General features: G+C 60.2%; 20 protein-coding genes. 7 read left to right on the top strand and 13 right to left on the bottom strand.

Annotated elements, in window-relative coordinates:
- The first annotated feature begins 164 nt into the window (after positions 1 to 164).
- Positions 165 to 659 (top strand): gluconokinase, encoded by a 495-nt coding sequence (locus CLV45_RS24185; RefSeq protein WP_100339086.1) that lies wholly within the window; start codon positions 165 to 167, stop codon positions 657 to 659.
- Between the two features lie 77 nt (positions 660 to 736).
- A complete protein-coding gene (locus CLV45_RS24180) occupies positions 737 to 2,062 on the top strand; it encodes a gluconate:H+ symporter (protein WP_100339085.1) in 1,326 nt (441 codons plus the stop codon).
- 116 nt (positions 2,063 to 2,178) lie between these two features.
- Here the strand turns inward: CLV45_RS24180 and pruA are convergent, their stop codons facing one another.
- Together pruA and CLV45_RS24170 are read right to left on the bottom strand one after the other, a co-directional pair.
- Positions 2,179 to 3,849, bottom strand: a complete 1,671-nt coding sequence (gene pruA / locus CLV45_RS24175; RefSeq protein ID WP_100339084.1) for an L-glutamate gamma-semialdehyde dehydrogenase — start codon at positions 3,847 to 3,849, stop codon at positions 2,179 to 2,181.
- A 361-nt stretch (positions 3,850 to 4,210) separates the two neighbouring features.
- Complete coding sequence (locus tag CLV45_RS24170) at positions 4,211 to 4,762, bottom strand: hypothetical protein (RefSeq protein WP_100339083.1); 552 nt, start codon at positions 4,760 to 4,762, stop codon at positions 4,211 to 4,213.
- A gap of 248 nt (positions 4,763 to 5,010) precedes the next feature.
- Between CLV45_RS24170 and CLV45_RS24165 the strand changes: the two genes are divergently transcribed.
- Positions 5,011 to 8,109: a lantibiotic dehydratase gene (locus CLV45_RS24165; RefSeq protein WP_157807771.1), complete on the top strand. Its 3,099-nt coding sequence runs from the start codon at positions 5,011 to 5,013 to the stop codon at positions 8,107 to 8,109.
- A gap of 6 nt (positions 8,110 to 8,115) precedes the next feature.
- Here the strand turns inward: CLV45_RS24165 and CLV45_RS24160 are convergent, their stop codons facing one another.
- Together CLV45_RS24160 and CLV45_RS24155 are read right to left on the bottom strand one after the other, a co-directional pair.
- Positions 8,116 to 8,847 (bottom strand): LytR/AlgR family response regulator transcription factor, encoded by a 732-nt coding sequence (locus tag CLV45_RS24160; protein ID WP_100339081.1) that lies wholly within the window; start codon positions 8,845 to 8,847, stop codon positions 8,116 to 8,118.
- 4 nt (positions 8,848 to 8,851) lie between these two features.
- Positions 8,852 to 9,895, bottom strand: a complete 1,044-nt coding sequence (locus CLV45_RS24155) for a sensor histidine kinase (protein WP_100339080.1) — start codon at positions 9,893 to 9,895, stop codon at positions 8,852 to 8,854.
- Between the two features lie 228 nt (positions 9,896 to 10,123).
- Here CLV45_RS24155 and CLV45_RS24150 point away from each other — a divergent pair, with 228 nt between their 5' ends.
- Positions 10,124 to 10,306: a hypothetical protein gene (locus CLV45_RS24150; RefSeq protein WP_100339079.1), complete on the top strand. Its 183-nt coding sequence runs from the start codon at positions 10,124 to 10,126 to the stop codon at positions 10,304 to 10,306.
- A gap of 216 nt (positions 10,307 to 10,522) precedes the next feature.
- A complete protein-coding gene (locus tag CLV45_RS24145; protein ID WP_157807770.1) occupies positions 10,523 to 11,728 on the top strand; it encodes a lanthionine synthetase LanC family protein in 1,206 nt (401 codons plus the stop codon).
- A gap of 70 nt (positions 11,729 to 11,798) precedes the next feature.
- Here the strand turns inward: CLV45_RS24145 and CLV45_RS24140 are convergent, their stop codons facing one another.
- The 3 genes from CLV45_RS24140 to CLV45_RS24130 are packed head-to-tail and all read right to left on the bottom strand — an operon-like array spanning position 11,799 to position 13,274.
- On the bottom strand, positions 11,799 to 12,512 hold the full coding sequence (locus tag CLV45_RS24140) for a YjjG family noncanonical pyrimidine nucleotidase (RefSeq protein WP_245882983.1): 714 nt from the start codon (positions 12,510 to 12,512) through the stop codon (positions 11,799 to 11,801).
- A gap of 12 nt (positions 12,513 to 12,524) precedes the next feature.
- Positions 12,525 to 12,842, bottom strand: coding sequence for a (2Fe-2S) ferredoxin domain-containing protein (locus CLV45_RS24135; RefSeq protein ID WP_100339077.1), 318 nt, complete (start codon positions 12,840 to 12,842; stop codon positions 12,525 to 12,527).
- 42 nt (positions 12,843 to 12,884) lie between these two features.
- Positions 12,885 to 13,274 carry an ArsR/SmtB family transcription factor gene (locus CLV45_RS24130; protein ID WP_100339076.1) on the bottom strand — a complete coding sequence of 130 codons (390 nt, stop codon included), beginning with the start codon at positions 13,272 to 13,274 and terminating at the stop codon, positions 12,885 to 12,887.
- A gap of 111 nt (positions 13,275 to 13,385) precedes the next feature.
- On the opposite strand from CLV45_RS24130, the gene CLV45_RS24125 reads away from it, so the two are divergent.
- Both CLV45_RS24125 and CLV45_RS24120 read left to right on the top strand, forming a co-directional pair.
- The gene (locus tag CLV45_RS24125; RefSeq protein ID WP_157807769.1) at positions 13,386 to 14,078 is read left to right on the top strand and encodes a carboxypeptidase-like regulatory domain-containing protein; all 693 of its coding nucleotides are present in this window, start codon (positions 13,386 to 13,388) and stop codon (positions 14,076 to 14,078) included.
- 186 nt (positions 14,079 to 14,264) lie between these two features.
- Positions 14,265 to 15,641 carry an NAD(P)/FAD-dependent oxidoreductase gene (locus CLV45_RS24120; RefSeq protein ID WP_100339074.1) on the top strand — a complete coding sequence of 459 codons (1,377 nt, stop codon included), beginning with the start codon at positions 14,265 to 14,267 and terminating at the stop codon, positions 15,639 to 15,641.
- Between the two features lie 249 nt (positions 15,642 to 15,890).
- Here the strand turns inward: CLV45_RS24120 and CLV45_RS24115 are convergent, their stop codons facing one another.
- The 6 genes from CLV45_RS24115 to CLV45_RS24090 form a co-directional block, all read right to left on the bottom strand.
- Positions 15,891 to 16,265: a PH domain-containing protein gene (locus CLV45_RS24115; protein WP_100339073.1), complete on the bottom strand. Its 375-nt coding sequence runs from the start codon at positions 16,263 to 16,265 to the stop codon at positions 15,891 to 15,893.
- An 82-nt stretch (positions 16,266 to 16,347) separates the two neighbouring features.
- Positions 16,348 to 16,695, bottom strand: a complete 348-nt coding sequence (locus CLV45_RS24110) for a DHCW motif cupin fold protein (protein WP_100339072.1) — start codon at positions 16,693 to 16,695, stop codon at positions 16,348 to 16,350.
- A gap of 87 nt (positions 16,696 to 16,782) precedes the next feature.
- Positions 16,783 to 17,202, bottom strand: a complete 420-nt coding sequence (locus CLV45_RS24105) for a hypothetical protein (protein ID WP_157807768.1) — start codon at positions 17,200 to 17,202, stop codon at positions 16,783 to 16,785.
- Between the two features lie 115 nt (positions 17,203 to 17,317).
- The gene (locus tag CLV45_RS24100; RefSeq protein ID WP_100339070.1) at positions 17,318 to 19,675 is read right to left on the bottom strand and encodes a M1 family metallopeptidase; all 2,358 of its coding nucleotides are present in this window, start codon (positions 19,673 to 19,675) and stop codon (positions 17,318 to 17,320) included.
- A 120-nt stretch (positions 19,676 to 19,795) separates the two neighbouring features.
- The gene (locus tag CLV45_RS24095; RefSeq protein WP_100339069.1) at positions 19,796 to 20,386 is read right to left on the bottom strand and encodes a HupE/UreJ family protein; all 591 of its coding nucleotides are present in this window, start codon (positions 20,384 to 20,386) and stop codon (positions 19,796 to 19,798) included.
- Positions 20,387 to 20,524: 138 nt separating this feature from the next.
- On the bottom strand, positions 20,525 to 20,869 hold a 345-nt coding region (locus tag CLV45_RS24090), incomplete at its 5' end, for a T9SS type A sorting domain-containing protein (protein WP_157807767.1).

Genomic DNA, 20,869 nt, shown 5'->3' with positions numbered 1-20,869 from the left:
GCGTGAAGGAGTGGCGGACGGGGTTGCCTCTGCAAGGGCCGCTCCGTCTGCCGCTCCCGCTCCCGGCCAATGCCAGCCGGTACGTACCTTGGAAACGGCTTCCACGGTGGAAGCCAGATCTGCTTCCTTTCTGTTCAAACCCCAATACCAACATACCATCAAGCATGTCAGCCAGCCGGGTCTTTATCATTATGGGCGTATCGGGCAGTGGCAAAACCACGGTGGGCCGCCTGCTGGCGCAAACGCTGGGGCTACCTTTCTTCGATGCCGACGACTTTCACTCGCCCGAAAACGTAGCCAAAATGCAGGGCGGCACCCCACTCACCGACGACGACCGGCAAAGCTGGCTCACCCGCCTAGCGGCCAGCATTCAGCAGTGGAGCCGGGGCCCGGGCGCCGTGCTGGCCTGCTCCGCCCTGAAAGAAAAGTACCGCCAGCAGCTCAGCGCCGCCACGACCGAGTCCATCAGCTGGACGCTTCTGGATGGCCCCCCCGAGCTGGTGCGCCAGCGGCTGGAGCAGCGCCAGAACCACTACATGAGCCCGGCGCTGCTGAACTCGCAGTTTGCAACCCTGGAGCGGCCGGCCTACGCACTGTGCCTGCCCATCGATGCCGCCCCGGACTACCTGGTAAGCCAGATAGTTGCTCATTTTAAGTAGCCGGTTTAACGGCCCAGCATGCTCCTAGCGCGACCCTCGCACCAGGCTTCACCCATTCAGCCCAGCAAGCTTCCTATATGCCCTTTCTGATTCTGCTACTGGCCGTCCTGGCGTTGATTGGGCTCATCAGCTGGGCGAAAGTGCACCCGTTTCTGGCGTTTCTGCTGGTGTCGCTCGGGGTAGGGCTGGCCCTGGGTTTGCCGGCGTCTAAGCTGCTGGGGGCCGTGTCGCAGGGCCTGGGCGACACGCTGGGCTCGGTGCTGATTGTCATTGTGCTGGGCGCCATGCTGGGCAAAATCGTGGCCGAAAGCGGGGCCGCCCAGCAGATTGCCGCCGCCCTGATTGCCGCCTTCGGTACCCGCTACATTCAGTGGACGCTCATGGTGGTGGGCTTTATCATCGGCATTCCGCTGTTCTACAACGTGGGCTTCGTGCTGATGATACCGCTCATCTTCTCGGTAGTCTACAAGTACAAGCTGCCGGCCGTATTTGTGGGGCTGCCCATGCTGGCCGCGCTGTCGGTGATGCACGGGTTTCTGCCGCCCCACCCGGCGCCCACGGCCCTGGTGGCCCAGTTCCACGCCAGTCTGGGCCTGACGTTCTGCTACGGCCTGCTCATTGCCGTGCCGGCCATTATCCTGGCCGGGCCCGTGTATGCTCACACGCTACGCCATATCGAGGCCGTACCGCTGGCCGGGTTTGTGGCCGATACCCGCCCGGAAAGCGCCTTGCCCGGCCGCCTGAACAGCTTTCTGTCGTCGTTGCTGCCCGTGCTGCTGCTGGCGCCCGTGCTGGCTTTGCAGGCGGTGCTACCCGCCGATACTGCCGCGGCCCCGGTGCTGACGTTTCTGAGTGAGCCGGTGGTAGCCATGCTGCTCTCGGTTGGGGTTGCCACCGTTAGCCTGGGCACCCGGCAAGGCAAGAGTTTGGCGGCAGTAATGGAGACGTACTCCGCCTCGGTAAAAGACGTGGCCCTGATTCTGCTCATCATCGGTGGGGCCGGAGCCTTCAAGCAGGTGCTGGTGGCCAGCGGCATCAGCGCGGCCATTGCCGGGGGCCTGCTCGATACCGGGGTGCCGCCGCTGCTGCTGGGCTGGCTGATTGCCGCCGCCATCCGGGTGAGCCTGGGCTCGGCCACCATTGCCGGCCTGACGGCCGCCGGCGTGATGCTGCCCACCATGGCCCAGTCCCACGCCAACCCCAACCTGATGGTGCTTTCCATTGGGGCCGGCAGCCTGCTCTTGTCCCACTTCAACGACGCGGGCTTCTGGCTCTTCAAAGAGTACTTCAACCTTTCCGTGCGCGACACCCTGCGCTCCTGGACGATGATGGAAACCATCGTATCCGTAGTCGGGCTGGCGGGCGTGCTGCTGCTCGACTGGCTGCTGCCGCTGGTGCAATAGTAGCCGCCGAATCAAAAGGCTGCTTGGAGTAGCCCCCATTACTGGCCTTGCCGCGAATCAATAAAAAGGCCGCTCCGGATTTCCGGAGCGGCCTTTTTGTGACGTAAGACTTCAGCTTAGAAGCCGCCCTGACCCGTTACGTTCAGGTTTTCGCCGTTGTCGACGCCCAGGAAGGGGTAGCGGTAGTCGACGGGCGTCACGAAGGTTTCCTTGATGGCGCGCGGCGACACCCAGCGCAGCAGGTTCAGCATGGAGCCGGCCTTGTCGTTGGTGCCGGAGGCCCGGGCGCCGCCGAAGGGCTGCTGCCCCACCACGGCGCCGGTGGGCTTGTCGTTGATGTAGAAGTTGCCGGCCGCGTGCACCAGCTTCTTCGAGGCCAGATCAATGGCGTAGCGGTCCTGGGCGAAGATGGCGCCGGTCAGGGCGTAGGGCGAGGTGCCGTCCACTAGCTCCAGGGTCTTTTCGAAGTCCTGCGAATCGTAGACGTGCAGGGTCAGCACGGGGCCGAACAGCTCCTCGCACATGGTCACGTACTGCGGGTTGCGGGTCACAATCACCGTGGGCTCGATGAAGTAGCCCTTGGACTTGTCGTGGCCACCGCCGGCAATAATTTCCACCGAGTCGTCGGCTTTGGCGGCGTCGATGTAGCGGGCCAGCTTGTCGAAGGAAGCCTCGCTAATCACGGCGTTGACGAAGTTGGAGAAGTCTTCCACGTCGCCCATCTTGATGGACTTCAGGTCTTCCTGCACGTAGCCTTTCACCTCGTCCCAGATGTTGCTGGGAATGTAAGCGCGCGAGGCGGCCGAGCATTTCTGGCCCTGGAACTCGAAGGCGCCGCGGGTAATGGCCGTGGCTACCTGCCGCGGGTGCGCCGAGTGGTGGGCCAGGATAAAGTCCTTGCCGCCGGTTTCGCCCACGATGCGGGGGTAGCTCTTGTACTTGTGAATGTTCTGGCCGATGGTTTTCCAGATGTTCTGGAACACGCCCGTGGAGCCGGTAAAGTGAATGCCGGCAAAGTCGGGGTGGTGGAAGATAACGTCGCCGGCGGTGGGGCCGTCCACGAACACCAGGTTGATGACGCCGTCGGGCACGCCGGCTTCCTTAAAGAGCTCCATCAGCACCTGGGCCGAGTAAATCTGGGTGTTGGCGGGCTTCCACACCACCACGTTGCCCATCATGGCTACCGAAGTGGGCAGGTTGCCGGCAATGGAGGTGAAGTTAAACGGCGTGAGGGCAAATACGAAGCCTTCCAAGGGGCGCTGCTCCAAGCGGTTCCACATGCCGGGCTGGCTTTCGGGCTGCTGCTTGTAGATTTCCTGCATGAAGAACACGTTGAAGCGGAAAAAGTCGATCAGCTCGCAGGCTGCGTCGATTTCCGCCTGGAAGGCATTCTTGCTCTGGCCCAGCATGGTGGCCGCGTTGAGACGGGCCCGGTAGGGGCCGGCCAGCAGCTCAGCCGCCTTCAAAAAGATAGAAGCGCGGTGCTCCCAGGGCAGCTCGGCCCACTGGGTGCGGGCGGCCAAAGCCGCCTCAATGGCCTGCTGCACGTGGCTCGCGTCGCCCTCGTGGAACTGGCCCAGTACGTGCTGGTGGTCGTGGGGCGGGGTAATGTTTTGCGTCTTACCGGTCCGGATTTCCTGGCCCCCGATGTGCATCGGAATATCGACTTGCTGCTTTTTGAGGTCTTTGAGGGCCTGCTGCAGCTCGGCGCGCTCCTTGGAGCCGGGCGCGTAGCCTTTGACGGGTTCGTTTACTGGAGTCGGGACGTTGAAAAAGCCGTTGGCCATAGCGGAGAAGGGGGTGTAGTTAGGTTTCGAAGGGGTGGTAGGGCAAAGGTACCGTTCCTATTTGGTAATGCTATTCTGCGCCGCCCGCGCGCCCGCGCCGCTACCGTTGGCAAAGCCCCCTGACGGACGAAACCCTGCCCTGCGTACGAGTGCATGGCTTGCTTACGGGCGAAAGATGGCTCTGCACACTAGTGCATGGCTTGCTTACGGGTGAAAGATGGTCTTGCACACGAGTGCATGGCTTGCTTACGGGCGAAAGATGGCCTTGCACACGAGTGCACTGGCTGCTTACGCGTATCGCCTTGCCCTGCACTCGTTAGCAAGGCCTACGCTGGGGGTAGTCGTTGGCTTGCCGCCTGGCTTATAGCAGGGGGAGCACCAGCTGCTCCACCTGCCGGCGCAGCTGTTCGCGGCTGCCCACGTTGTGCAGCACGGCCGTAAACTGCCCGTAGGTGTCCATTACCGTTTCGCTGGGGTGGTTGTCGTCGCGGGTGCCGTCGCCTTGTTGCTTCAGCGGGTCACCCTCCACGCGCAGCATAATGCCCCCGCGGTCCAGAATGGGCTGGGCTTCGTTGGGGAAGCGCACGTCGGGCACGAGCACGCACTGGCCGGGCGGCAGGCGGGCAAAGAAGGCCTTTACCCAGATTTCGTAGTCCCAGGCCCGCAGCGCGCCGCCTACCTGCTGGAGCATTTCGCCGCGGGTGCGGCCAAAGTCGGGCAGCAGTTCGGCCTTGCCCCGCTGCTGGTAATAGGGCGCCGTTTCCTCGCCGGCCAGCGTGGCGCACACGGCCTTGATGGCGTCGCCGAAAGAGAGAATCTGCCAGCGGCGCTCGGGCTGTAGCTGCTGCAGCAGGCGGGCCACCGTGTCTTTGCCGCTGCCGCGCTTGCCGGAAAGGCCAATGAGCTGAACCATGGAAGAGGAGGGAGGTGAAAAAGCCGCAAGGTCCGATGGGTTTTGCTGGCTTCCAATGCCCTGGGGGCTTTTGGCCGGAAACAGGCTGGTCGACTGATGAAAATAATAAAATATAGTCGGGGCCCTACGTTTTGTCGGGGAGAATGTTTTGTGCAATTTGATGCTGTGGAAATCCAAGGCAACGGCCGTTAAGCAGCCAGTCCGTTTTTCCACCTACTTCGCCACCTCACTTATTGCGCTACCTGCCGATGAAACACCTTTACCATTTTCATCCCAACCTGGTTTTACGCACGCCCGCCGCACCCTTCGACAGCAGCTTTGACGAGGCTGCGCTGCAAAGCCGGCTCCAGGATGCGGGGTTTATGGAAGCTCTGTACCTGGCCTCCCCCGATTTGTGCCAGGAGTGCCGTAAGTGGCTGAGCGGGGAGCTGACCGACCCCAAAAAGATTGAGAAGCTGCAAAGTACCGTGGCGCGCTACTACGCCCGCATGAGCAGCCGTAGTACGCCCTTTGGCTTGTTTGCCGGGTGTTCGGTGCTGCGCTGGGGTTCCGCAAGCCGCATCACGCTGGCCCCGGAGCACAACTCCCGCCATACCCGCCTCGACATGCACTACCTCTGCGCCCTGGCCTACCAGCTTTCGGAACTGGCCGCGGTGAAAGAGCGAATCCGGTATTTCCCCAACACCAGTATCTATCAAATTGGGCAGGAGGTGCGCTACATCGAGCACCGCTACGTGGAGGAAGAACGAGTCCACCAAATCAGCTCGGCCACGGCCTCCGCCACCCTGCTGCAGGTTATCGACGCCAGCCGGGCAGGCTGCACGCGGCGGGAACTGTCCCAGCAGCTGGCCGATGATGAGCAGGAATTGGCCTCGGCCCAGACGTATGTCGACCAGCTGATTCAGGCCCAGGTGCTGGTCAGTGAGTTGGAGCCGACCGTTACCGGCCCCGAGTTTTACACCCATCTGCAAACGGTGCTGGCCCGCCTGCAGGCCGGCGCCCCGGATGCCTTGCTCGACACCCTGCAAACTACCCTGCTCGAGGTGGCGCAGTTGCTCCACACGCTGGATCAAAACCCGGTGAACTCAGCGGCCGCTTACGAGCAAATCGTGGACGAGCTGCTGCCCCTGGGCATTCCAATTCAGAAGAACAAGCTCTTCCAGACCGATTCCATCCGCGGCCTGCAGCCCGAGGCCACGCTCAGCACGGCCGTGCAGGAGCAGCTGCTCGAGGCCCTCGACGTGCTGACCTTCCTGGCGACGCCCCACCGCAACGAGCGGCTGGAGGATTTCAAGGAACGGTTTCAGGCGCGCTACGAAGGCCAGGCCGTGCCCCTGCTCGAAGCCCTGGACAACGAAAGCGGCCTGCGCTACTCCGATTTTGGCAAAAGCACGTACTCGCCCCTGGTGCACGATTTGGCCCTGGCGGGCCCCGGCAGCAAGGCCCGCTCGCTGCGCCAGAACGAGGTGCAGCACTTCATGTACCACAAGCTGCGCGAGGCCGACCGTAACCACCAGTACAGCGTGGAAATTACCCGGGCCGAGGTGCAGGGCTTCACGGCCGTGGCCAACCCGCTGCCGCCCTCCCTGCCGGTGATGTTTCGCCTGCTCGACGAGGGCCAAATTCTGCTCGAAAACGCGGGGGGGTCCAGCGCCGTCAACCTACTGGGCCGCTTTGCCCACGCCGACAGCCGGATTGAGCAGATTATCCACGAAGTAACCTGCTACGAACAGGACCAGAACCCGGGCGTCGCCTTCGCCGAAATTGCGCATTTGCCGGTGAGCCGGGTGGGCAATATTCTGCTGCGCCCCGCCTTCCGGGACTTCGAAATTCCGTACCTGGCCCAGGCTGGGCGCCCGGCCGAAGGCCAGATTCGGCTCCAGGACCTGACCCTGGCCATGCAGGGCCAGCAGCTGATAATTCGCTCCCGCCTGACCAACCAGATTATTGTGCCCCGCCTGAGCACGGCCCATAACTTTACCCATCAGGCCCTGCCCGTGTACGAGTTTCTGTGCGACCTGCAAACCCAGGGCCTGCAGCACCAGCTGGGCTTTTCGTGGAGTGCAGTGTCGCTCTACGCCAAGTTTCTGCCCCGCCTCACTTTCCGGCAGGTGGTGTTGCAGCCCGCCTCCTGGCAGCTCGACCGCACCGATCTGCAGAGCCTGCTGGCGGCTTCGGCCGCCGAACTGCAGGACCGCCTGCGCGAGTTTCGCCGCCGCTGGCAGCTGCCGCGCTTTTTCACCTTGGCCGACGGCGACAATGAGTTGCTCGTGGATGCCGACAACCCCACCAGCGTGGGCGTGTGGCTGGCCGCTATTCGGAGCCGCCCGCTGGTTAAGCTCAAGGAATTTCTGTTTGCCGGCGCCGCCAGCCCCGTCCAAGACGCTCAGGGCCGGGCCTACGTGCATCAGTTCGTGGGCCTGCTCTTGCGTAAAGTGCCCTGTTACACGGCTCTGGGCCGCACCAAGACCAGCCGGCAGGCTGAGGTAGTTCGGGAGTTTTCGATGGGCTCGGAGTGGCTCTACTACAAGTTTTACTGCGGGCAAAAAGTGGCCGACCGGGTGCTGATTGACATCGTCCGGCCCCTGACCGAGGAGCTACTGCGGCAGGGGCTGATTGATAAATGGTTTTTCATTCGCTACGCCGACCCCGACAACCACATCCGTCTGCGCCTGCACTTGTCCGATGTGCAGCGCATCGGCAGCATCGTGCACCTCGTCAACGCCTGCGTGCAGCCCTACGTGAGTAACGGCTACATCTGGAAAACCCAGATTGATACGTACCGCCGCGAGCTGGAGCGCTACGGCTCCAGCAGCATGGAACTGTCCGAATCCTTGTTTTTTGAGAACAGCCGCGCCGTGCTGAGCATGCTGGCCGAAACCGCCGGCGACGACAGCGCCAACCTGTGGGTGTGGGGCCTGCACCAGATTGACGAGCTCCTCGACGCCTTCGACTGCCCGCTAGCCGAAAAGCTGGCCCTGCTGCATTCTCTCAAGGAAAGCTTCGGCCGGGAGTTCGGCATGGACAAAAACCTGAAGCTGCAGCTCGACGCCAAGTACCGCAGCTTCCGGCCCACCATTCAGCAGGCCCTGTGGCAGCAAACCCTATCCGATGGCACTACGCACAAGCAGCGGGTGCGGAGCATTGCCCAGCAAATCAACGCCCTGGGCCGGCAGGGTGAGCTGGAAGTGGAGCGGCCCAACCTGCTCAGTAGTTACATTCACATGCTGCTCAACCGCCTGATTCCGGTGGATGCCCGCCTGCACGAAATGGTACTCTACGACTTCCTGCACCGGCAGTACCAGTCGCAGCAGGCCCAGCAGAAAAGCAGCCAGGTACCGGCCTAGCCCGCTTTACTTCTTGCCGCCCATGACCTTTTCCTGCAACGCCTCAAAAAAGGCGGTGCGGTAGGTTTCGCCCAGCGGCACGTAGGCCTTCATGTCCTTAAACAGAATCTGGTTGCCATCCAGGGCCTTGATTTTGTTTAAGGACACAATGTAGGACTTGTGCACCCGCATAAAATTTTTGGGCGGCAGCCGGTCTTCCAGGTCCTTGATATTCAGCAGCGTAACGATACGGTCGTCGGCCGTGTTAATGGAGATATAATTCTTCATGCCTTCGACAAATACAATTTCGTCGAAGTTGACTTTGGTCATTTTACCCTTGCTTTCCGTCTTCACGAAGATGTAGTCGTCCTCTTTTTCGGCGGGCTGCCAGCGGGCCGTGCTGTCCATGGAGGTGTTCAGGGCTTTCTGGGCCGCCTTCAGAAACCGCTCGAAGGCAATGGGTTTGAGCAGGTAGTCGAGGGCTTCGAGCTCGAAGCCTTCCACGGCAAACTCGCTGTAGGCTGTTGTCAGAATAACCTTGCTCTTGCCCTTGAGCAGGCGCATAAAGTCCAGCCCCGAAATCTGGGGCATGTGGATATCCAGAAAAATCAGGTCAATGGCCTGGTCCTGCACGATGCTCAGGGCCTCAATTGGATTCGTTGTACTGCCCGCCAGCGTCAGGAAAGGAGTTTTCTCGATAAAGGTCTTCAGAATGTCAATTGCACCCTGTTCGTCATCCACTATCAGGCAGGAAATCATGGGCTTAGAGGTCAATGGTGAGTTGGCAGGTGTAGAACTCCGGCTCGTTGGTCACGACCAGCGCATAGCGGTCCGGATAAACAAGGTCTAATCTTTTCTGAGTATTTACAAGCCCGATGCCCGTGGTTTTCTCCTTGGGACCATGCCTTTTCTTGTTAGAAGTCAAAAAGTGCAGCCGGTTGTTTTCAGTTTTAATCTGAATCAGCAGCGGCGCTTCCGGGTCGCCGAGTTCCCCGTGCTTAAAGCAGTTCTCGACGAAGGTGATTAGAATCAGGGGCAGAATCATCAGAAACTGCAAGCTGCCGAGCACCTCAAAGCGAATCTGCAGGCGGTTGTTGAAGCGGAGCTGGTTGATGGCAATGTAGTTTTGCAGGTGCTGCACTTCCTTTTCCAGCATCACCTTGCCGTTGTTGTCGTCGTCCTTGAGGGCGTAACGCATGATGTCCGACAGCAGCAAAATACCCTTGGCCGTATCCTCGGAGTGCGGGTACGCCTGGGCATACAGGAAATTCAGGGCGTTAAACAGGAAGTGCGGATTGATCTGGCTTTTGAGAAACGCCAGATTGGCCTCCATCAGGCTGCGTTCGGCCGAGCGCAGCTGCTCCTCGTTGAGGCGCTTCTGCTTCTCGAGCCGGAGGGCATTGCGCGAAAACCAGTAGCCGAAGCTCAGCAGCAGGAAATAAACGCCCCGATAGAGGGCAATGCCCCAGAAGAGCTTGGTAGAAGAATAGGGGTAGAGTACGTGCTGGGTGAGCTGGGGCAGAATAAACACGGCCACCACGTAGCGCAGCCCGCAAAAGACCATAATCAGCCCAATCAGGTTCAGGCCGTAGAGCAGGTAGTGCCGGTGGGCAAACAGGCGGGGCAGCAGCACCAGGCTGTTGGCGTAGAACAGGATGGCAAACAGCGCGAAGTTGAGTCCCGTTTCCCAGTAGTTGAACTGCATGCCGTTCACCACCGTGAGAAAGGCGCCTTCATAGGCTATGTAGCAGATCCAGATCAGGAAGTGGACCAGGATTTTCTTGAGCAGCGGAGACTGAACGGGCATAGAATAGCGGAAAGAACAGAGAAGCCGGGTGGTGAAGATAGAAGCTAAAGCCGGCTACTAGTCAGTTGGGCCGCAGAAGTGCAGAATTTGGCCGGGTTGGTGTAGCGCAACGCCCGGTTGGTGTAATATTTTATCGGGGATGAAACCCATCGGCTACGTTTGTTTCAGATCAGACGCACAACGGAACTCACTACATTACACTAGCTAACCCTTCAACCAACCAGCACTATGAAAAACATCGACGCAACCCAGAAATTCGATTTCAAGAAAACGACCATCACCGTTTTCAGCAAGCAGTCGGCCGCTCAGGGCAAGTATAGCTTTAGCGACGACAGCCCCATGTCGACGATGATTTGCAACACTTCCCTGACCTCGGTGTGGACGTCGACGTCGTTGATTGATACCCAGTAGAATGACGCTTACGCCGGCTCAGGGGCCGGGCGGTGGGGCTAAGTCAACCCGGCATTCCGGGCTGGCTTAGCCCCCACTAGCCGGGTAAAAGGCCGGCTGCAATACCATTGATTGTTTGCGCTGCTTAGCCTATTCTATATCAATACGGTACGGTGTCAGAAGTCAAATTTTAGAGAATTAAGTAGCAGGGTAGGGCTTGACGTTTACTCTCCCGTCATGAATAGTAAAATGGTGAAGCCTTATTTATCGTCGGCGCACAAGGACAAAGACGGCCTGGTAACGGGCTGGCGCGACATTCACACAATTCTCGCCAACAAGAGCGGGGTCGGTAGGGACGCGGTGCCCGAAATGCTGGGCTACGCCGTGTACTACTACGCCGTGTACCGGGCTTTCGGGCAGGAGCAGGATGCCGTCCGGGCCAAAGAGCTGCTTAGTCAGTTGCTGCTGCTGCTGGCCCGGAATCCACCGGTTGGCGGCTGGTCGGCGGCGGGGCTGGACGATATGGTCGTGCTGGCGTGGCTGCAGGCCGAACTGGTGCAGTACGCGGTGCTGGACCCCGGAAAACCAGACCCGCTGGCCGAGTGGGACCTGCGCCTGCTCACGGGAGCAACTCACCTGATTGCCAGCGCCAGCGCCAACCGGGCCGCCCTGCTGCGAATTGTGCGCTACTTCTGCCTGCGCCTGCCCCAGCAGCTGGCTCCCGGTCAGTGGGAGCAGGTTACGGACCTGATTGAGCGGCTCCTGAGCGAAAAAGTGCTGGGCTTCGTGCATCCCGCCCCGGCTGGGGCACCGGCTACCCGCCTGGGGCTGGCCGACGGGCTAGCCGGGGAGCTGCTGCTGCTAGTGCAGCTGGCCGAGCGCGGCATCTTCCGCGCGGGCATCATGGAGCAGGTACGGCAGGGTATTCTGTCCATTCTGGCGGCGAAGCGCGAGGTTGATTTTTCGGAAAAGAAATACGCCATCTTTCCCGATGAAATTGGTAGTGGTCCGGAGGCGGAAACCCGGTTCAGCAACGAGCTGAGCTGGCGCACGAGCGACCTGGGCCAGGCCCTGCTGTTTTACAAGAGCTACGAGTTGCTGCAGGATCAGGAGCTGGTGCGGCTAGCGGAACTGGTCGGCCTCAACACCCTGCTCCGCGCCGATGTCCGCACCACGGCTATTACCACGGCCGAGTTTGGCTCCGGAGCCGCCGGCGTGGCCCACCTCTACCGCAAGCTCTACCAGCTCAGCGGCCACGAGGCTTACCGCAAAGGCTACGCCTACTGGCTTACCCAAACGCGCAGCTGGCTCACCCACGAGCTTCATACCGACTTCTACCAACACCGTGAGCACGACCTGCGGCGGGGGCTAGTGGGCGTGGGCCTAGTGCTGCTCTCGGCCATCAGTGAGCAGGAAATAGGCTGGGACCGGGCGCTGCTGTAGTAAATCGGAAATTCACGCCGAGAAACCCATGCCCCGCCCCGGAATTCTGGTTCCGGGGCGGGGCCGTTTACTACAAAATGTCGCGTAGCTCGCTCAAACAGCTGATTTCGTAGGTGGTGCTGGCAAAGTGGCGCCGCTTCTCGGGGTTGAAGTACACCTGGTCGATGCCGGCGTTGTAGGCGCCCAGCACATCGCACTCCAGATTGTCGCCTATCATCAGGCTTTCGGCGGCCGTGGCGCCGGTGCGCGCCAGCGCGTGCCGAAACATGCGGGCGTCGGGCTTGAGGTAGCCGCTGCACTCGGAGGTAATGACTTCCTGGAAGTAATCGGTCAGGTTCGAGGACGTCAGCTTGAGGTGCTGGATGTCCTTGAAGCCGTTGGTAATCAGGTGCATCGTGTACTTGCCTTGCAGGTAATCCAGCACCTCGTGGGTGAAGGGAAACACGGCCGACTTCTGGGGCAGCAAATCGGTGAACTGCTGGCTGATGTTGAAGGGCACGTCGGCCTCGTCTACGCCGAGCTTGGTGAGTGTGCGCACAAACCGGATGCTGCGCAGCTGCTGCTGGGTGATTTTGTTGTTCTGGTAGAGCCGCCACAGCGCGTGGTTCACGTCGCGGTACCGGTCGATGAACTGGTCGACGGTGAACGTGCCGAAGCGGCCCAGGTTGTGGCGCTCGAACAGGGTACGCAGGGTTTCGTCGGCGTTCTTCTCGAAGTCCCAGAGCGTGTGGTCCAGGTCGAAAAACAGGTGGCGGTACTGCTTGGCGGGGGCGAAGATGGGCACGGGAAAGAGGGGTTAATCCAGCAATAGTCTTTTTACAACCCGGCCGTCGAGCAAATGATTCTGCACGATGTCGGCCGCGTCCTTGGGCCGCACGTCGCCGTAGAGCGTGCCTTCGGGGTAAATGATGACGGCCGCGCCCGGACCCTTTTTGCAGTGCTTACACACGTCGAGGCAGTTGCAGGTCTGGACCCGGGTTTTGTGCTTCACGCCGCCCAGCAGCAGGCTTTTGAGGCCCTGCTTCTTGATTTCAATCTTGAGGGCGCGGGCCACGTCCTTGCCGATTTCGTCTTTTTGGTTGTTGCACACAAACAGGTGATAAGCCAGCGTCATGGAGAAAGTTGCGAAGGGAAACAAATCCGACGACCGACCAGGCTAGGGCATGCCGGTCCAGCGGCGGTTTTGGAGCTTGTACGCGGCCAGCTCGCGGTTCGACCACAGCGTCTGGTAAATCTGCTGGTCGTGCAGAAGCTGGGCGTCCTTTTCCATCAGGGCCAACAGCTGCACCACCAAATCGGTTACTTCGTCCTTGATAAAGTAGAAGGCCCAGTTGTCGAGTCGCCGAAAATTCACCAAACCTGCATTTTTCAGATACAATAATTGCCGGGACGTCTTGGTTTGGGTGAAGTCCAAGACCTGTTCCAGGTCGGAAATGCACATTTCCTGGTTGCGCCACAGCAAATGCAGGATGCGCACCCGCGAGTCGTCACCAAAAGCTTTGAATAGTTGTTGACCAAATGCAACGCTGAAGTGTTTTAGGCGCATCTTTTGTCTGAAAGGCGAAGCCGGCCCGGGGGCCCGGGTGGGAACAAATTTACACCAACCCGGGCTTCTGCCTCTGAAAGAGCCGTATTATTGTAGTCTGTAATGCCTTGTATGTCTGGTAGTGTTCGAATTTCTTCTTCTTGGCTAGTCGCGGTGCTGGTCATCGTGGTCCTGCTGCTGGGGCTGAGCCCCACGCGGGCCCGGGCCCAGGGGCAGCGCCGCGTGGTGCAGTTTACCGGCATTATTGCCACCGGTGATAGTTTGCTGGGCGTGCCCGGTGCCACCGTATTTGTGCCCAAAGCCGGCCGCGGCACGGCCACCAATGCCTACGGCTACTTTTCGCTGCCGGTGCTCACCGGCGACAGTATCGTGATTCGCTCCCTGGGCTACCGCAACCAAACGGTGGTGATTCCGCCCGACTACCAGCGCCAGAGCTACTCGGTAATCGTGCAGCTCAAGGAAGACGCCACCATTCTGCCCGAGGTGCGCATCTTTCCCTACGCCACCGAAAAGGAGTTTAAGCGGGCTTTCCTGGCTCTGAAGCTGCCCAAGGAGCGGGGCTCGGCCATGGCCGACAACCTCAACGAGCAGGTGCTGCGCCGCATTTTCAACAACGCGCCGGTAACCAGCATGGGCAACTACCGCCAGACCATGCAAAACCAGCAGTACGACCAGGCCCGGCGCATGGGTACCGCGCCCACGCCCCAAACCAACAACCCGCTGCTGAACCCCTTCAGCTGGCTGCAGCTCATCAACCAGATCAAGCAGGGCGAATTCAAAAAGAAAGAAGGCGTCGATTATTAATCTGCCGCGCCCCAACAAAACCAGAAAGCCCGCCGAAACGCGGGCTTTCTGGTTTTTAAGCGGTTAGCCTGCCCCGATACAGGAGCTGGACGGTAACCAGAACGGTGCTTTTGGGGTAAAGGCCAAGGATGCCATTGCCGCTATATAAAAGCGGTTACCTTGGCTCGTTCCTTTCAGCAAAATCCTATGGATACGAATCTTCCGGTTTCATCTCAGCCCCGCGTCGTGATTGTGGGGTGTGGTTTCGGGGGCCTGCGCCTGGCCAAATCCCTGCGCGACGCGCCGGTGCAGGTGGTGGTGGTCGACCGCAACAACTACCACAACTTCCAGCCGCTGCTCTACCAAGTGGCCACCGGCGCGCTGGAAGCCGACAGCATTGCCTACCCGATTCGCAAGATTTTCGCCGGCCAGAAGAATTTCTTCTACCGCATGGCCGACGTGCAGCGCGTGGATACGGCTGCCAACGTGGTCCACACCAGCGTGGGCGACATCCACTACGACTACCTGGTGCTGGCCACGGGCTCGTTGACCAACTTCTTCGGCATTGAAAGCCTGGAGAAAAACGCCATGCAGATCAAGAGCATCCCGAATGCCTTGAACCTGCGCAGCTTTATCTTCCAGAACTTTGAAAAGGCCCTGCTCACCGAAAACCCCGAGGAGAAGCAGGCCCTGATGAACATCGTGGTGGTGGGCGGCGGCCCGACGGGCGTCGAAATCAGCGGCTCCTTGGCCGAGATGCGCAAGCACGTGCTGCCCAAAGACTACCCCGAGCTGGACTTGAGCAAGATGCAGATCATCCTGGTGGAAGCCGGGGCCGAGCTGCTCGGGCCGATGTCGGTGAAGTCGCAGCAGGATGCCATGCGCTACATGGAGGAATTGGGCGTGAAAGTGGTGCTCAATACCCACATCAAGGGCTACGAAAACTGCCGGGCCTACTACTCCGATACCGAGTTTATTCCGACCGAAAACCTGATTTGGGCGGCCGGTGTCAACGGGGCGGCCGTGCCCGGCATTCCGGAGGAAATCGTGGCCCGCAACAAGCGCATCAACGTGAACCAGTGGAACCAGGTGCAGGGCATGACCAACGTGTTTGCCATCGGCGACGTGGCCAACATGGTAACGGAAGATATGCCCAAGGGCCTGCCCATGCTGGCCCCCGTGGCCCAGCAGCAGGCCGATTTGCTGGGCGACAACCTGCAACGCATCATCAAAGGCCAGGCCCCGGTGCCGTTCGTCTACAAGAACAAGGGCGTAATGGCCATCGTGAGCCGCAACAAGGCCGTGGTGGACTTGCCCAAGGACGTGCATTTCAGCGGTATCCTAGGCTGGTTTACCTGGCTTTTCGTGCACTTGATGACCCTCGTGGGCTTCCGCAACAAAGTCGTGGCCTTCGTCGACTGGGCCTTTAGCTACTTCAGCTCCGACCAGGCCCTGCGCCTCATTATCCGCCCTTTCAGCCGCCGCGACGTGAAAGACGACCAGGGCAAGAAAAAAGCCGAACACGCCACCGGCACCCCGCAATACAATCCCACCCCGCCCGCTATTCAGACGCCGGCGGCGTAGCGGTGAACTTGTGAGATGGTGAACTGGTGAGTTGATGCTCAACGTTCCGCCTTCTGGCGAGCAAAGCGAAGCAGTCCGTTTTCGGAAATGTGCCGAGTTTTCTAACGTGAAAAACCCTTTCCTACGCATGTAGGAAAGGGTTTTTGGTAAAAGGTTAGTAGTCGCTAGCAGTGGACGGATGGCTTCGGCTTGCGCCTCGCAAGGACACAGACTGCGCTGTCAGAACAAAAAACTCACCATTTCACCATCTCACAAGGCGTACTCGGCCAGGGCGCGGCTGATGTCGTGGATGCTTTGGTCGTCGCGGAAGTTTTTGGTGAGGGGCTCGGCCTGGCCGCGGATCCAGATTTTGAGCTCGGCGTCGAGGTCGAAGTGGCCGGTGGTTTCCATCGAGAACCGCTCGATGCTGCGGTAAGGTACGCTCAGGATTTCACGCTTTTTGCCCGTCACGCCTTGTTTGTCCACCAGAATCAGGCGCTTGTTGGTGAAAATAATCTGGTCGCGGATGATGGCGTAGGCTTTTTCCACCCGCTCGCCGGTGGCCAGCAGGCGGGTGAGCTCCTGCTGGAGCTCCTGCGCGTCGTTTTCGGATGCATTGCCCAGCAGGCCGTCGAGAATTCCCATAGCGTTTTTGGTTGTGGTCAGAAGTAGGCAGAAAAGTTACCGGCCGGAAGTAAGCGGTTTTTTCGGAATCGGTGAGCTGGGCCTAGCTGCTCAGAAAGCTGCCATCCACGATAATAAGCTTGGCCCCGTGCTCGGTAGAAGAGCGGTGGGAGCTGAGCTCATCCGATACTTCGTACGACATACCCGCACTCATGCGGAACGTTTGGCCGTCGGCCAGCTCGGTGAGCAGCTCGCCCTCGGTGACGAACAGCAGATGGCCTTTCTGGCACCAATGGTCGGCCATGTAGCCCGCCGAGTACTCCACCATACGCACCCGTAGGCTGCCCAGCTGCAAGGTGCGCCAATAGGCCACGCCGGTTTCGCCGGGGTGCTCAGTGGCGGGAATCCGGGCCCAGTCGGTAACCTGGAAGGGGATGGGAGAGGTAGTCATGTGGGAAAAGTAGCAAAAAAAGCGTCTGACTCGCGGCAGACGCTTTTTTACTGAATCTATAAAGACGTGCTGTGGTCGTTCAGTGGTCTACTGACCCTTGGTAGCTACGCCGCACCCGGCAGTACCCACGTTGCTCAGCACCAGGTGCGGAATGGGCAGGGGCACCGTGTTCTGGGGGCAAAAGGCTTCGCGAGCCCCGGGGCTGGTCGTGTAGGTGAAGTAGATGGTTTGCCCGGGCTGCACTACCTGGCCATCGATTTTAAGCTCGGGAGTAGCCTGTTCCAGCAGGTTTACGGCGGCTACCACGTTGGTGAATTGCCCATAGTTCTTGCCAATGGCATACTGGCCGTCGACTTCAATGAGCAGGCCATCCATGCAGGCGGCCCCCACTACCTTGCCGGAGTAGCAGGCCGGCGCGGGTTCGGGGTCAGCGCACTTACGGAGGTCACAGCCCGACAGGGTGAGCAGCGGTAGCGCGAAGGTAGCAGCAAGTAGAGAGTGTCGCATAGTGGAGAAGTTGGGGAAGGGTTCCGGAGTAAGAGCCGGCGGGGGCAGAATAGGTTGCAAGCACAAAAAAAGGCCGGGCAAAATTGCCCGGCCTTTCTGCGGTAATGGTTTGCTCTTAGTTGGTGCCGCCGGTGCTGCTACCAGTCCCGGCGGGCCGGTTTTGCTGGGAGGTGCTTTGCTGCTGCATCGGGTTGGGCGCGGCTTGCTGCTGCTGCTGATACAGCTCGAAGCGCGAGGGCGCCAGCTTGCGCGGGAAGCTGTTGTTGCTCAAGTCGGTGTCGGCCGTTTCCTGGAAGGGGTCCAGGGCGAAGCTCACCACAGGCTTGGGCGTGATGAAGACTTTGGTGATGTGCTCGTTGTTTTTGCGCCAGATTTCGGCCGGAATGTTTACCACTTCGGTTTTACCGTCCTCGTAGGTCATCTGCACAATGACGGGCATCGTCAGACCACCGATGTTGCGCAGGTCCAGCTCGTAGAAGTGCAGGCCGGCGTTGAGGCGGCTGCGCTGTTCTTCGCTGAGCGACTGAACGTACTGCTGGTAGCGGGCCTTATCGGCGTCGGTGGTGGCGGTGGGGTCGAAGTTGTTGTAGAAGTCCTTGAGCTCGGGCTTTTCGTCGACCAGGGTTTTCTGAATGTCCTGCAGGTTGCGCTGCTGGCTCAGGGTCTGGGGGGCGCTGTTGAGCATTTCGCGGCGCTTGGCATTCTCGATTTCAGGGTTCTTCGAGTCCACGGTGTACCACTTCACGCCCTCGATGCTGAGGTCGGTGTGGTCGGTGGTGTAGAACCAGCCGCGCCAGAACCAGTCGAGGTCGGTGCCCGAAGCGTCTTCCATGGTGCGGAAGAAGTCGGCCGGCTCGGGGTGCTTGTAGGCCCAGCGCTGGGCGTAGGTTTTGAAGGCGTGGTCGAACAGCTCCCGGCCCATCACCGTTTCGCGCAGGATGTTCAGGCCTGTGGCAGGCTTGGCGTAGGCGTTGGGCCCAAACTGCAGCACCGACTCCGAGTTGGTCATAATCGGGGTTTGCAGGCTCTTGTCGGTGCGCATGTACTCCACAATGTTCTTGGGCTCCCCGCGGCGCGAGGGGTAGTTTCGTTCCCACTCCTGCTCGGTCAGGTACTGCACGAAGGTGTTCAGGCCCTCGTCCATCCACGTCCACTGCCGCTCGTCGGAGTTGATAATCATGGGAAAGAAATTGTGGCCTACTTCGTGGATAATCACCGAAATCATCCCGTATTTCCGGTCGGCCGAGTAGGTGCCGTCCTTCTCGGGCCGGCCGCCGTTAAAGCAGATCATCGGGTATTCCATGCCGCCCACCGGGCCGTGCACCGAAATGGCTACGGGGTATTCGTAGTCGATGGTGTGCTTGGAGTAGGTTTTGATGGTGTGGGCCACGACTTCGGTCGAGTACTTGCCCCACAGCGGGTTGCCTTCCTTGGGGTAGTAGCTCATGCACAGCACGGGCTTGCCGGCCTGCTCGATTTCCATGGCGTCCCAGATAAACTTACGGGACGAGGCCCAGGCGAAGTCACGCACGTTTTTGGCGGCGTAGGTCCAGGTTTTGGTGCCTTTCACGCGCTTCTGCTCAGCCTGCTCGGCTTCCATCTGCGTCACGATGAGCACGGGCTTCTTCGAGTCGGCGGCCTGGGCCAGGCGCTTGCGCTGGGTGGCCGTCAGCACCTGATCGGGATTCTGCAGCACGCCGGTAGCCCCCACCACGTGGTCGGCGGGGGCGGTGATGCTCACGCGGTAGTCGCCGAAGGGCAACGTGAATTCGCCGTTGCCCAGAAACTGCTTGTGCTGCCAGCCGCGCACGTCGTTGTAGACGGCCATGCGGGGGTAGAACTGGGCAATTTCGTAGAGGTAGTTCTTGTCTTCGGGGAAGAACTCGTAGCCGCTCCGCTCACTGATTTTGAGCTGGTCGTTGATGTTGTAGTGCCAGGCCACGCTGAAGGTCACGGCCTGCTTGGGCCGCAGGGGCGTGGGCAGGTCGATGCGCATCATGGTGTGGTTGATGGTGTGCTTCAGGGCTTTGCCGCCCTTGAGCTTCACCGACTCAATCTTGAAGCCGCCGTCGAAGTCGGAGCGCATCAAATACTCCATGGCCTGAAACGACATTTTGTCCTTCACCTCACCTACCTGGGTGGCGGTGGTAATGGAGTTCTTGTCGAGGATGTTCTGGTCGAGCTGCACCCAGAGGTAGGTCAGCACGTCGGGCGAGAGGTTGGTGTAAGTAATGTCCTCGGCGCCCGTAATAGCCTGCTTGTTGTCATCCAGCGTCACCCGGATGTTGTAGTCGGCGCGCTGCTGCCAGTAGTCGGCGCCCGGGGCCCCGGAGGCCGTACGGAAGGAGTTGGGCGTGGGCAGCAGCTGGTCGAGCTGCTGAAACTTATCAGTGCCGGAGTTGGTGTTTTGGGCCAGCAGCGGGGCCGCCGTCAGCGTGGCCAGGCCCGCGGCCAGCAGTACGTTTCTGAGCATAGAAACAAGCATATAGAAGCGAAAAATCAGGAAAATGGTACCGGACGGGCTAGCGCACGGCACTCGGAAAGTCAAAGACAGCCGCGGCAGCCAAACGCTGCATCAGCCGGGCATAGTTTCTTAACCCGTAAGGTTTTGCAGCAACAGGACCAGCGCAATACCACCCGCCGCCCCACTGACCACCAAAATCCAGTCGCGCCGGGCTACCCGCGCCGCCCGCAGCACCACGAAGCCTATGAGCAGGATAATAGCCACAATCAGGAGCTGACCCAGTTCGACGCCGATATTAAAAGCCAGCAGCTCGGCCAGGGGGCGGCTGCTTTGGCCCAGTAGCTGGCGCAGGTAGCTGGAAAAGCCCAGGCCGTGAATCAGGCCGAAGCCGGCGGCCAGCAGGTTGGGCACGGCCCAGAGCAGGGGCTGACGGCGGGTATTCTGGCTGGCCCGGCGCAGGTTGAGCAGGCTGGTAACAAGAATAGTGACGGGAATTAGCACCTCAATCAGCTTGGGATTATACTGCACGAAACCCAGCGTGGCCAGGGCCAGCGTAATGGAGTGCCCAATGGTAAAGCTCGTCACCAGGGCCACCACGCGGCGCCACTCGGCCGCGGCGTAGGGGGTGCACAAGGCCAGCAGAAACACCAGGTGGTCGTAGGCCTGCAGGTTGAAAATATGAAAAAACCCGAGCTGCAGGTAAGTCTGGAAGACGGACATACGGTAAAGCTACGCAAGTCGGGGCGGTAATTGCTCATCGGGGCCGTTGCGGAGCCAGTAGTAGGCCGGTCCGGACCAGCGCATAAAAAAAGCCCCGCGGCACGGCCGCGGGGCTTTTCTAAATGGTAAGCAAGGAGCTTATTCCTTGATGATACGACGAACATCGAGGCCACCGTCCGTCTTGGCGCGCAGCGTATACACGCCGGCCGGCTGATGGTTGAACTCCAGGGTTACCTGGCGGGTGCCAGCGCTGCCCTGGGCCGTGGTGGTGTACACCAGCTGCCCTAGGCTGTTGAAGATGCTCAGCTCGGTAGCCTTGGTGTAGCCGCTCAGCTCCACCGTCACCGTGTTCTGGCTGGTGGGGTTGGGGAAGATGGACAGCGAAGTACCGGCCAGGGGCTTGACACTGGAGCTTACGACGAGAGCAGCCGAGGGAGCCGCCGCGCAGCCGCCGGCGGAGACGACCACCGTGTAGGAGCCGTA

The organism is Hymenobacter chitinivorans DSM 11115 (assembly GCF_002797555.1).
GTDB classification, from domain to species: domain Bacteria; phylum Bacteroidota; class Bacteroidia; order Cytophagales; family Hymenobacteraceae; genus Hymenobacter; species Hymenobacter chitinivorans.
Note: the sequence above shows the minus strand (reverse complement) of the source record. Positions and strands in the feature narration are given on the sequence as shown.